General features: G+C 73.0%; 11 protein-coding genes. 4 read left to right on the plus strand and 7 right to left on the minus strand.

Annotated elements, in window-relative coordinates; all coding sequences use genetic code 11:
* The first annotated feature begins 65 nt into the window (after positions 1-65).
* Positions 66-734, plus strand: a complete 669-nt coding sequence (locus WMF33_RS48305) for a hypothetical protein (RefSeq protein WP_437334894.1) — start codon at positions 66-68, stop codon at positions 732-734.
* A 104-nt stretch (positions 735-838) separates the two neighbouring features.
* On the opposite strand, the gene WMF33_RS48310 is transcribed toward WMF33_RS48305, so the two are convergent.
* From WMF33_RS48310 to WMF33_RS48325, 4 genes are all read right to left on the minus strand, one after another.
* Positions 839-1,732: a DUF4142 domain-containing protein gene (locus tag WMF33_RS48310; protein WP_437334895.1), complete on the minus strand. Its 894-nt coding sequence runs from the start codon at positions 1,730-1,732 to the stop codon at positions 839-841.
* 443 nt (positions 1,733-2,175) lie between these two features.
* A complete protein-coding gene (locus tag WMF33_RS48315) occupies positions 2,176-2,991 on the minus strand; it encodes a class I SAM-dependent methyltransferase (RefSeq protein ID WP_437334896.1) in 816 nt (271 codons plus the stop codon).
* A 199-nt stretch (positions 2,992-3,190) separates the two neighbouring features.
* Complete coding sequence (locus tag WMF33_RS48320) at positions 3,191-3,928, minus strand: type 1 glutamine amidotransferase domain-containing protein (protein WP_437334897.1); 738 nt, start codon at positions 3,926-3,928, stop codon at positions 3,191-3,193.
* 265 nt (positions 3,929-4,193) lie between these two features.
* The gene (locus tag WMF33_RS48325; RefSeq protein ID WP_437334898.1) at positions 4,194-5,192 is read right to left on the minus strand and encodes an SDR family oxidoreductase; all 999 of its coding nucleotides are present in this window, start codon (positions 5,190-5,192) and stop codon (positions 4,194-4,196) included.
* Positions 5,193-5,643: 451 nt separating this feature from the next.
* Between WMF33_RS48325 and WMF33_RS48330 the strand changes: the two genes are divergently transcribed.
* Both WMF33_RS48330 and WMF33_RS48335 read left to right on the plus strand, forming a co-directional pair.
* On the plus strand, positions 5,644-6,264 hold the full coding sequence (locus tag WMF33_RS48330) for a hypothetical protein (protein ID WP_437334899.1): 621 nt from the start codon (positions 5,644-5,646) through the stop codon (positions 6,262-6,264).
* A 938-nt stretch (positions 6,265-7,202) separates the two neighbouring features.
* Positions 7,203-7,628, plus strand: coding sequence for a hypothetical protein (locus tag WMF33_RS48335; RefSeq protein WP_437334900.1), 426 nt, complete (start codon positions 7,203-7,205; stop codon positions 7,626-7,628).
* 42 nt (positions 7,629-7,670) lie between these two features.
* On the opposite strand, the gene WMF33_RS48340 is transcribed toward WMF33_RS48335, so the two are convergent.
* Entirely contained in the window at positions 7,671-8,954 is a 1,284-nt protein-coding gene (locus tag WMF33_RS48340) for an adenylosuccinate synthase (protein ID WP_437334901.1), read from the minus strand.
* A gap of 112 nt (positions 8,955-9,066) precedes the next feature.
* On the minus strand, positions 9,067-10,374 hold the full coding sequence (locus tag WMF33_RS48345) for an ATP phosphoribosyltransferase regulatory subunit (RefSeq protein WP_437334902.1): 1,308 nt from the start codon (positions 10,372-10,374) through the stop codon (positions 9,067-9,069).
* A gap of 282 nt (positions 10,375-10,656) precedes the next feature.
* Here WMF33_RS48345 and WMF33_RS48350 point away from each other — a divergent pair, with 282 nt between their 5' ends.
* A complete protein-coding gene (locus tag WMF33_RS48350; protein ID WP_061624338.1) occupies positions 10,657-11,376 on the plus strand; it encodes an RNA polymerase sigma factor in 720 nt (239 codons plus the stop codon).
* 102 nt (positions 11,377-11,478) lie between these two features.
* Here WMF33_RS48350 and WMF33_RS48355 read toward each other — a convergent pair whose 3' ends face one another.
* Entirely contained in the window at positions 11,479-12,174 is a 696-nt protein-coding gene (locus WMF33_RS48355; protein WP_437334903.1) for an HAD family hydrolase, read from the minus strand.
* Positions 12,175-12,224: the final 50 nt, after the last annotated feature.

Here is a 12,224-nt window from a genome sequence, read left to right on the forward strand (position 1 = left end):
GCGGGTCGTGCTTCGATGGACTCCGCAGCCTTGGTGCCTCGTGAGGCCAGAGGAGGATCGACATCATGGGCGAGGTGATTCGCAAGGATGCGCCGGCGGACGACATCATCGGTGACGTGCGCGCGACGCTCCAGAGCGCTTCTGCGAAGGGGGGGTCCCTCCGGGAGCTCGCCGAGCAGCGGCTCGTGCCCGTGCTGACGCTCTTCGACGGGGTCGAGGCCCAGCGCAACGCCGCGCGGTCGGAGGCGGAGCCGCTGCTCGCCAAGGTGGAGGCCGAGTCCGAGCGCGCCGACGACGCGCTCGGCAAGGTCGCCGACGACGTCTGGAACGCCGTGGGCCGCCCCTCGGCGGATCCTGCGCTGTCGATCCTGTTCCCCGGCGGCGCGGCGTATTTCGCCGACTACGAGGACGGCGACATCACGGGGCAGCCGGATCGGCTGGAGGTGCTCGCGCAGCTGCTCGGCTCGGGGATCCACCCCAAGCTCAGCCTCGACAAGGCGCAGGCGGCGGCGGCCGAGGTGAAATCGGCGGCCGCGGCGCTGCGCTCGACGGTCGAGGCGACCCGGCTCCCGCTCGAGCGGCTGAGCGTGCTCGACCGCATCCGCGCCGCGGTGGCGAAGAGCGCGCACATCGAGCTCGTGCACCTGAAGCGCCTCTACAAGGCGGCCGGCTTCACCGAGGCGGAGATCCACGGCGTCATCCCGGATCGCGGCCGCGCGCGGCGCCGGCTGTAGGGCGCCGCGCCCGTCTCGTCGACGGATCGGCGGCTCGGTCGGCGCCGCAGCTCGTCAGACGGCGTCCGGCGCGGGCGAGCGCGGCGCCGGCGCCCTACGCCGGCTCACGGGCGATGGCCGGGGGAAGGGGGATACGGGCTGGGCGTGCCCGAGCCGAGCGACGTGCTGCGCCCGTAGCCGCCGTAGGGCGGGTAGGCCGGCATGTAAGGCCCGTTGGGGCCGTAGTAGACGGGGCCGTAGTACGGGGCGTCGTTGCCGTAGTACGGGGCGCCGTTGCCGTAATACGGGGCGCCGTTGCCGTAGTACGGGGCGCCGTTGCCGTAGTACGGGGCGCCGTTGCCGTAGTACGGGGCGCGCGGCGGATTGCCGTTCTCCGGGACGTACGGTGTGCCGATGAGCGAGGTGAGCGACGTGGCGAACGAGAGGTGCCGCGACGTGGCCTCCCGGATATCGGGGATGAGGTGAGAGATCCCCGGGTGCAGCTCGGGTCCGACGACGACGAGCTGCTCCTTGAGATGGGCCAGGAACTCCTGGTGCCGGACGATCTGGAGGTTGACGTACGTCCAGTCGAAGCTGCGTCCGCTGAGCCCTTCGAGCGTCTGTTGATCCGAGGCGCCCTGCTCGATCAGCGCCCGGCTGACCTCGTTGTCGTCCGGCGTCACGCCGGTCTGCGCGAGCGCGGCCCGGAGCTGCTGGTTCGCGGCGGTGTGGTGATTGAGCAGCTCCTGGGCGAGCTCGATGACGTGCGCGTCCGTCGCGCGGGTCCGGGCGGTCTGCGCCTCGGCGATCTGGACCGTATCGAAGGCGTCGATCACCGAGGCGAGCTCCGGGATCGAGAGCGTGAAGGCCAGCGATGCGGATTCGACCGCCTCTTCCGCGCTGTCCTGGTCCGCCGCTGCGAGGCCGCCGTCTCCCGCAGCGACGGAGCAGGCGCTGGTCCCCGCGAGCGCCAGGGCTGCGATCCATGCAAAACGAAGAGAGTCGATTCGAAACTTCATACTTCCCCCCATGTCAATGACGGAAGCGGCGCCGGCGCCGGAGCGCTTGGCGGTGATGCCTGGCCCGCCCCGTCACGTATCTTGAACTGCTCTGGGGATATGCAAGCGCGAGATCGTCAAATCGATGATGCTCACGAGCGCACAGGATCGGTTGAATCGTCGGCGTCGCGCGACGGACCGGCGCGCGGGTGCCACCTCTCGATGTGGCTGAACGGACGAGGGCGCTGCCAGGGCGGCGGCGCCCGCGTGGTCACGGGAGGTCGAAAGGGGCAGGGGAGCGGCGCTGTCGGGGGATCGGCGAGGTGCCATGTCCAGCCGCGGCGGAGGCGGCGGGACGGACATCGATGCTTTCCTGGAGGAGGCCCGCGCGCGGGCGGCGTGCTCCCGGCAAGTCGTACGTGAACGGCGCGTGAACGGCGCGCGAACGGCGCGCGAACGGCGCGTCAGTCCGCGGCCTTGGCCGGTTTGCGGGCCACGACGCCGACGGTGCCGTAGTAGATGCCCCACGCCGCGGGGTCGGCCGCGAACCTGGCGTATCCGGCGAGATCTTCCGCGCTGATCCGCCCGGTCGCGAGGTACTTGTCCTGGAGCTGGGTGGCGGAGAGGCTCATGATCTCGGACAGCGGGTGGCCGCCTGGGCACAGCGGCACCTCGTTCTCGACGGCCTCGATGGCGAGCCCTCGCGACGCGAGGATCGCGGGCAGGCGCAGGCCCAGCCCCGGGTCCTTGCCTTCGGCCTGGAACATCGCGAGGATCGACTGATTCACCCGATCGAAGGCCTCGATATCCGGGCCGGACGCGCCCCGGGCCGCGGTGAAGTCGGGCTCCTCGAGCACGAGGCGCCCGCCGGGCTTCAGCGCCGCGAGCATGGCGTCGAGGAGATCCTGGAAATGGGCGTTGTGGATGAGCACGTAGCGGGCGTGCACCAGATCGAAGCGCGCCGCGTGAAAGTCGAGCTGGCGGATGTCGCCTTCGATGATCCGGACGCCCGGCAGCTGAGAAGCATCCATGAACCCGACATCGAGGTCGACCGCGACCACCTCGCCTTCCTGGCCGACGCGCTCTGCCATCCAGGAGGCGATGGACCCGGCGCCGGCTCCCACCTCGAGGCAGCTCCAGCCGGGACCCATCCCGGACGCCTTGAGCAGGCGCCAGCTGGCGGGGTCGAAGAACCCCTCGATCCGCCGCAGGCGCTCCAGCTCTCGCGCGCGCTCCGAACCCGCAAACGTGTAGCTGTCCTCGGCCATAGGGATGGACATAATAGTCCATTCCGCTGAGGAAGAAGCGAACTTCTCCTCGCCCGGCCCTCCGCCGATTCGTGGAGTGACCTACACAGGGAGCTGTTCGGCCCAGGCTGGACAGCCGCGCTCGTCGCGGCGATATGTCCAGGCGTGAGCCTCCCCGCGGACGCCGCAGGAGGTGGTGGGCCCGCCGACCCGTACGTCCGCCTCGCTCACGTCACGCGAGCGCCCGGCGCAGCGCGAGCACCGCCAGCCCGCCCACCCCGAGCGTGGCCGCGGTGCTCAGGAACTTCCTTGCCGTGGAGGGCGGCGGCAGGAACGCCGTGGCGCTGAGCGCCGCGAGCGGGGGCGACGTGCGCGCCGGCGCCGACTCGGCGGCCAGCGGCGACGCCGCAGCGTGGATCGGCGCGGTCTCGGCGAACAGATCGAGCATCTCGCGCACGAAGGCGGGCAGATCCTGCGGCCCGCGGCTCGACAGCCAGTTGCCGTCGCGCACCGCCTCCTCGTCGCGCCAGACGCCGCCCGCGTGCACGATGTCGTCGCGGATGCCGGGCCAGGACGCGAGCTGCCGCCCGCTCACGAGCTCCGCCGACGCGAGCACCCAGGGGCCGTGGCAGATCGTCGCGATCGGCTTGCGGAGGTCGTCGAACGCGCGCACGAACCGGCGCGCCTCCTCGCTCTGGCGCAGGAGATCCGGGTTGATGAACCCCCCCGGCAGGAGCAAGCCGTCGTACTCGGCCGGATCCGCCTCGCCGAGCGTCCGGTCCACGCGCACCCGCGCGCCGGGCTCGTGGAGGTTCATCCCGCGGATCTTGCCGTGACGGAGCGAGACGACGTCCACCGTCGCGCCCGCGGCGCGGAGCGCCTTCATCGGCACGGTCAGCTCGATCTGCTCGAACCCGTCCGCCACGAGCGCCGCGATCCGCTTCCCTGCGAGCTTCTTTCGTTCCTTCATACTGCCCTCAACGGTTGTCGGGTGGGTTCCCTGGCAACAGACCAGGGCAACAGGCGCGCCAGGACGTGCCTGTTCCTGCTGCCCTGTTGGTCGTCCGGAGACATGTCCCCTCCCACGCACCTAGAGCCGGCGCCCCGCTCCGCAACCGAGGCCAGCGCAGATCCCGTGGGGGCCGCGAGCCCAGCTGCCCCTGTCGCCGCGGCCGACGATGAGGGTGTGTCGTTTTGCGACAGGCGGCCCATGGCGCAGGGGCGGGGGCGCGCCGTCACCTCGACGGGAGCAGCCTCGGGCGGAGCCACAGCAGGCCCAGCACGGCGGGCGCGAGGGCGGAGAGGCCGACGATCACGGCGCGCAGGAGCCGCTGCTTGCCGCGCGGCTTCCATCCGCCGCTCACGGCGGTCCCTTCCGGCAGCGGGGTGAACAGGTTGCCGTTCGTCGCGTAGGCGGTGCGGTCGTGCTTCAGGTGCAGCCGGTCGACGCCCCGCGCGAGCAGGCGCTCGGCGAGCCCCGGCGCGACGAGCGACAGCAAGGACAGCTGCCGGGCCGCGCTGCCCACGAACACCTCGCGCCGCGGCCTCCGCGCCAGACGAACGATGGCGCGCGCCACGCGCTCTGGCGGGTACACCGGGGGCATGGCCTTCGGCGTGCGCCCCGTGTAGTTGCCCGCGTGCTGGAAGAACGGCGTGTCGATGGTCGCGGGCAGCACGGTGGAGACGTGGATGTCGCGGGCCCGGAGCACCTGGAGCTCCTGCCTCAGGCTCTGGGACAGGCCGCGGATCGCGTGCTTCGAGGCGACGTAGGCGCTGACGTAAGGCTCCGAGAGCTTCGACACCATCGAGCCCACGTTGATGAGGACGCCGCTGCCTTGCCGCCGGAACTGGGCCAGGGCGGCGCGGGCGCCGTGGATGTAGCCGAACAGGTTGGTCTCGATGACGCGCCGGTAGGGCTCGGAGGGCGTCTGTTCGAAGAGGCCGAAGAGCGTCACCGCCGCGTTGTTGACCCACACGTCGATCCGGCCGAAGGCCTCGGTGGTGCGCCGCGCGATCTCCAGGACGGCGGCCTCGTTCGTCACGTCGGCGAGCACGACGAGCGCCTTGCCGCCGGCTTGCTCGCACTCGGCGGCGAGGTCGCGCAGCGGCTGCTCCCGCCTGGCAGCGAGCGTCACCGCGGCCCCGCGCCTGGCGAACTCCAGCGCTGTCGCGCGGCCGATGCCGCTCGATGCGCCCGTGATCACGACGATCGTATTCCGGAACTTGTCGCGCATGCCTCACCCCCTCTTCTGCGCCCACGCCGCGCGGCACGTACGCCCACGCCGCGTCGCGAGCGGCCGCGCGCGGGCGCGGCGTGCTCCGCGGTCACAGGTGGTCCTGGCCCCATGCAAGCGCCGGGCGAGCCGCGTAGAGCCGTGAGGGGGCTTGTGCCGCGCGAGCACCGACGCGCCCGCCTGCGCGGTCGCGTGCGCGTGCGCGTGCGATCGAGCGCGGGCCGGCGTCAGGAGGCCAGTCTGCGTCGCGAGCGCGCAGCGGTGCTCGATCGGGCGCGGCCCGATGCGCCGTTCCGGCTGCGTCTCGATCCCGGCGGCTGGATGCGGCTCCAGCATGTCGAGCGTGGGACGCTAGGCTGCAGGGCCCTCGGGGGCCTCGTGCGCATGGACGCGTCCGCATCGCCGGCGGCTCGGCACGGGCCGCGAACGCAGACGACCTGGGGGACACATCATGCGAAGCATGTTTCTGGTAGTGGTGGCCGCGCTGCCGCTCATGGCCTGCGGGGGAAGCCAGGGTGGCGGACAACCGACCTCGCCGGGGGCCGGGCACACGGGCGGAGAGACCCCCGGCGGCGCCGAAGGAATGGGAGCTCCCGAGAGCGGGACGCCCGGCACCGGGACGACGCCTGGCGGGGATATGGGATCTCCGGAAGAAGGCGCCCGGGGCGGGGCAGGCACGCAGGGCGGCACGCACGAGTGGGGCAGCGGCACCGGGACGCCGGGCGGAGCCGGCGGTACGACCGGCGGTGGGACGACGGGCGGGACGCCGGGCGGAGCCGGCGGGACGACCGGCGGTGGGACGACGGGCGGAACCGGCGGGACGCCGGGCGGGACGACGGGCGGGACGCCGGGCGGAACTGGCGGGACGACCGGCGGCTCGGGCACCCACGGGGGCGGCTCTTTTGCGCCGCCGAGCGGCGGGACCGGCACACCGGGCGGCAGCGGCACCCACGGCGGCAGCGGCACCCAGGGAGGCAGCGGCACCCAGGGAGGCGGCACCCGCACACCGGGCAGCGGCACCCAGGGAGGCAGCGGCACCCAGGGCGGTACGCGCACGCCGGGCGGCGGATGACCTCGGTGAGCCGGCGCGCCCGCTAGCCCGCACTCCGCCGCACCTGTCGCGGACCGAGACGGCATAGCGCGCTGCTATGCGAACGTGCTCGCTCCGCACGAGGGTCGCGCCGCGATCGCGCCGGCCGATATCGCGTCCGCGGGCACGCCCTTCTCCATCCTCGACCAGAGTAGTGGTCAAATTCGAACATGAAGGCGGGAAGGCGGGAAGACAACCTTGATGATCTTCCCGCCTTCCCGCCTTCATATTGACTCTCTCTGGGCAAAGTTGACCACTACCGGCCGCTCGGTCAGGATGCTTTCATATCGCAGGGCATCCTGAGAGCACACGCATGCTGCGCTGCCCTCCATGTTCGGCCCCGAGCTTGGCTGTCGACGACGGATGGCTCTTCGTGCGCGCGGTGGCACGCTGGCACGCTGACACGCTGGCACCGCTGGCACGTGCGTCCGTGGACTCTCACCGTGGCACGGTAATCGGCTGAGCGCCGGCGCGGAACGGATGGCGATCAAGCGCGTCGATGCCGGGCGAGCAAGGACACGCAGGCTGGTACGTGGGTTGCTTGGGTGCGTGCGCTGGGTGCTCGTAGGTCGCTCGTGTGCCCGTCGCACGTCGATGCGCGAAGCGCGGCTGACCACGCGAGCGTGGGGCGCAAAGCGAGGCCGGCGCGTGCCTTTCTCGTTCCTGCTTGTAACGCGCGCGCTCCGAACAGAGGACGATTGGGCTGCTGTTAACGGCGAGGAGATTCTTAGGGTTCGTGGGCGGAAGCTCGTGGGTCTCTTTGGGTTGGCCGTGCTTTGCGCGGCGCTTCCGTCGTTCGCGACCGATATCAAGGACCACGCTGGAGTCAGCTGCGCGGCAGCGCACAGCAACAATACCTATAGCCTACTGAACAACTCCTTCCCCGTGGCCGAGCAGCTCGGCACATCGGTGGCAAGCGCATGAGCCCTGGATCTCGTTCTCTCCCTCTCGGCCGAGCTGCCGCGCGCGCCCTGCTCGTCGCGGCTGTCATCGCGGCGCTGTGGGCTTATTTCTTCATGTGGAGGACGGTGAGCATCCGCAGCCACGCGGCGGACAAGACGCTCGTCGTATGGCTAGAGATGGATGGCTCCGCGTCCAGGCAGCTGGTGCTCGACGCTGGCGCGCGCGGCTCCACGTTCGTCTGGGGGCGCCCGTCGCGCGATACGTCGCTCGGCGTGTTCGCGCTGCAGAGCAGCGGCTCGGGCCCGATCGGCTCCTGCGGTCATCAGGGCCGGTGGTCACCAGCGTCGGACTATATCGTCATCGTGACAGAGCCGGAGGAAGGGGAGCTGATCGCGTGGTGCGAGCGCGCCTCCACGCTGGACGCGGTGCTCTCCGTCTGGTGAGAGGCCGAGAGCCCGCGCCGTCGGGGAGCCGCCCGCTCCCCCTCACGCGAACGCGTTGCGCCGCACGATGGTCGCGTCGCGGTCCGCGCCGACCGACACCACGTCGACCGGCACCCCCGTCTCCCTCTCGACCAGCTCCACGTACTGCCGCGCCGCCGCCGGCAGCTCGGTCATCGAGCGGGCCGCGTCGATCGGCTCGCTCCACTCGGCCACCGGCTCGAGCACCGGCTTCGCCGTCGCGATCTCGTCGATCGGGAACTCCCGCGTCCGCCCCGACGGCGTGTCGTAGGCGACGCACACCTTGAGCTCCGGCATGCCCGTCAGCACGTCGAGCTTCGTCAGCGCGATCCCGTCGAGGCCGTTCACGCGCGCCGCGTAGCGCAGCGCCGGCAGGTCGAGCCAGCCGGTCCGCCGCGGGCGCCCGGTCACCGAGCCGTACTCCCCGCCGACCGACCGCAGCCGCTCGCCCAGCGGGCCGCCGAGCTCGGTCGGGAACGGGCCCTCGCCCACCCGCGTGCAGTACGCCTTCGCCAGGCCGAGCACCCGGCGGATGCGCGTCGGGCCGACCCCGGCGCCCACGCACGCGCCGCCCGCGATCGCCGACGACGACGTGACGAACGGGAACGTGCCGTGGTCGATGTCGAGCAGCGTCCCCTGCGCCCCCTCCAGCAGCACGCGCTCGCCGCGGCGGAGCGCCCCGTCGATGAGCTGCGACGTGTCCGCGAGCAGCGGCGTGATGCGCTTCGCCAGCGGGGTGAGCTCCTCGATGATCGCGTCGAGCGACGGCGGCTCGCCGCCGAGCGCGCGCAACGTCGGCGTCCACGCCTCGAGCGACCGCGAGACCAGCTGCGCCAGCCGCTTCATGTCGCGCAGGTCGCCGAGCCGCGCCCCGCGCCGGGACGCCTTGTCCTCGTAGCACGGGCCGATGCCGCGCTTCGTCGTCCCGAGCCGCGTCCCGTCCGCCGCCGCCGCCTCGCGGAGCGAGTCGACGAGCGGGTGGTACGGCAGGATCAGGTGCGCGCGATCCGACACGAACAGCCGCCCCTGCGTCGAGCAGCCCCGCGCCTCGACCGCGTCGATCTCGGAGACGAGCACCCCCGGGTCGACCACCATGCCCTGCGCCATCACGCACCGGGCGTTCGCGCGGAGAATTCCGCTCGGGATGAGCCGTACGATCAGCTTCTCCCCGCCCACCACCAGCGTGTGTCCGGCGTTGGGCCCGCCGGCGTAGCGCACCACGAGGTCGGCGCTCTCCGTATAAAGGTCGACGACTTTACCCTTGCCCTCGTCGCCCCACTGCGCGCCGACGATCACGATCGCGGTCATTCCGAAGCTCCTCCCGAATCACCTGGCCCGTCCTCGGCCCGCTCGTCCCTCCGAGCGGCTCCGTCCGGGTCCACGTCCGCCTTTACCCCAGGCTCGCGTGCCGAGCGAGCGTCTACTTGCCGCTCGGACGCGGCCCCCTCGTCTTCAGCACGATCGCCTGGGCCGCCGCGGCGTCGTCGAGGCCCGCCGGGACGACGCCCGCCTCGGACCCCGGGCCGCCGGACGCCCCGCCGCCGCCGGCCGCCGCCTCGACCACGAGCGCCCCGTCCCGCTCGCGCACCAGGTGCGAGAACCGCCAGGACAGCGCGTACCCCTCCGGATCCTGGTCCGGCGCGTGCGTCACGACCGGGACGCCGAGCCCCCGCAGCGCCGCCGCGAGCGGCTCGGCGCGCTCCGCCCGCATCGCGAGGAGCACCCGCAGCGCCGGCTCGTCCGCGGCGCCAGCGACGTCGCGCGCCCACGCCACCGCGTCGAGGTTCAGGCCGAAGCCGACGGCCGGCATCGGCAGCCCGAACCGCGAGAGCAGCATGTCGTAGCGCCCGCCCGCCGCGATCGGCTCCCCCGGGCCGTCGGCGAGCACGTGGAAAATTGCGCCCGTGTAGTAGGCGAGGCCGCGGAGCTCGCCGAGGTCGACGCGGAGCGCCGGGCCGAGCTCCGGGCTCTTCCGCGCCGCGTCCCAGAGCGCGCGCAGCTCGGCGAGCGGGGCCTCGGCGGGCGTGCCGGCGAGGAGGCGGCCGGCGCGCTCGAAGACCAGGGCGCCGTCCGGGTCGGCCTCGCCGCCGCCCGCGAGGTCCGGGAGCGCGGCGATGGCGGCGACGATGCGGCGCGGGACGTCGGTCGCCCGCGGGCTGGCGAGCACGGCGGCGAGGCGCGACGCGTCCTTCAGCTCGAGCACCTCGGAGAGCTCGGCCGCGAGCCCCGCCGGGACCGCGTCGAGCAGCGCGCGCGCGATCATCGCGTGGCCGAGGTCCACCACGACGTGCTCGAGGCCGGCCTCCCGCACCGCGGAGGCGGCGAGGCGGAGGATCTCCAGGTCGCCGCCGAGCGCGCCGACGCCGTACAGCTCGACGCCGGCCTGCGGGATCTGCCGGTGGCGCCGGGCGCGGCCCTGGCGCCGCCGCAGGACGGTGCCCTCGTAACAGAGGCGGATCGGGCGGGGCGCGTCGGCGAGCCGCGTGGCCACGAGCCGGGCGATCTGCGGGGTCATGTCCGGGCGCAGCGCGGCGACCTCGCCCGACTCGGGCTCGATGAAGCGCAGCACGTCCGCGGCGTCGAGGGTGCCGAGGCCGCGCTCGAGCACCTCGGCGAACTCGAACGCGGGCAGCGCGACCGGCTCGTAGCCGTGCAGGACGAAGTGATCGAGCACGCGCTTCGCGAGCGCGCGGCGGCGCCGCGCCTCCTCCGGGAGGAGATCGCGCATGCCGGCGGGCAGCGGGTGCGCAAGCGCGCGGGGCGGCGCGGATACGGACGGCGCTGGCCGGTCCATTTCGGGCGTCGGAGCGTGGCGGTCATCCCCTCGGGGGGCATCCCATCGCGGAGCGTCGCTGGACATGGTGGCCCCGCTTATACCGGCTGAGCACGCGGTGCGCACGCGGCGCGCACGTCCGTTGAGCTTGCCGTGGCAAGCGGTTTGCTCATCGGAGCGCACCACCGGGCCCGTGGGCCGGAAGCGCACGCGGCGCCCTCGACGGAGAGATGGCTCATGGCTCTGACCGCCGTTCCGACCGATGTTCCGAGCGCCACCACGAGGCCCGAGACTCCTCTGGCGCCGTGCGGTCTCACCCCGCCGGGCGCGGTCGGTCCGCGCCCGGCGCCGCGGGCCGCGAGCGCGGGCCCGCTGGCCGAGGTGATCGGCAGGGCGAAGGAGGGGGACCGGGAGTCGCTCGACGAGCTCACGCGGCTCATCCGTCCGCACGTGGAGCGGCAGCTCGCGCGCTACCCGGTGTCGGACGAGGATCGGCTCGACCTCGTGCAGTCGACGCTGCTGCAGGTGGTGCGGACGATCCGCTCGTTTCGCGGCGACTCGAGCTTCACGACGTGGCTGTTCCGGGTGACGGCGAACGAGGCGCTCATGCTGATGCGGTCGCAGCGGCGGCAGCGCGCGCGCATCGTCGAGGGGCTCGATTTCGAGGAGCTCGGCCTGCTCCCGACGATGCGCAGCACCATCGGCGAGGACGACGCCGCGTCGGCGGCGGAGCGGGAGGCGTACGTCCGCGAGGCGCTCTGCGAGCTGCCGGAGGACTACCGCGACGTGGTGCTGGCGCACTACCACGAGGATCTCGGCCTGCAGGAGATCGCGCAGAAGCTCGCGGTGAGCGAGAGCGCCGTGCGATCGCGGCTCCACCGCGCGCGCGTGCGGCTGCGCGCGATCCTCAACGCGACCGCGTTCGGCCGGGAGATCGCCGAGGGCGTCGCGGCCTGAGGGGCGGCGCGGGCGGGATGGCCGCGCGGGCGGGATGACCGCGCGCGGCGGAAAGACCGCGCGGGCGGAAAGACCGCGCGGGCGGAAAGGCCGCGCGCGGCGCTAGCGCAGGACGGAGATCCGGGCGGTCGCGTCGCGCCAGCGGCGGAGGACGTCCCAGAGCTCGTTCAGCGTGCGGAGGATCACATCGGGGTGGGCGCTGAGCAGCTCCTGCTCCGAGGCGAAGCCGCCGAGGACGGCGATCGACCGCGCGCCTGCGCGGCGCGCGCACTCGATGTCCTGGGGGCCGTCGCCGACCATCACCATCCGGCGCGGCTGGATGCCGAGGAGCTCCGCGAGGTGGAGCAGCGGCGCGGGCGACGGCTTCTTGTCGGCGACGTCGCCGCCGGCGACCACGGCGTGGAAGCGCGCGCCGACGCCGAGCGCGGCGAGCACCGCGTCGGTGGTCGAGCGCGGCTTGTTGGTGCAGACGCAGAGCGAGAGATCGCCGACGTCCGAGAGCTTCTCGATAATGTCCTGCGCGCCCGGCATCCAGCGCGTGAAATCGAGCGGGTGCCGCTCGTAGTAGGCGAGGAAGTGCCGGAGGACCTCATCGGCGTCGTCGGACGACTCGGGGAGCCTGGCCGCGCGCGCGCACAGCGCGCGGGCGCCGTCGCCCACGTACCGGACGATCACCTGCCCCGGCAGCGGGGCGCGCCCCGTCGCCTCGAGTGCATGGTTCACCGCCGCCACGATGTCGCCTCGGCTGTCGATCAGCGTGCCGTCGAGATCGAACACGACCGCTGTAGGAGCCATCATCGCCCCGGAGCCTACGCCGGCGCCCTCGCTGACGGAAGGTGTGGCGAGCG

Origin of the sequence: Sorangium sp. So ce394 (genome assembly GCF_051474665.1) — a bacterium.
GTDB lineage: Bacteria > Myxococcota_A > Polyangia > Polyangiales > Polyangiaceae > Sorangium > Sorangium cellulosum_D.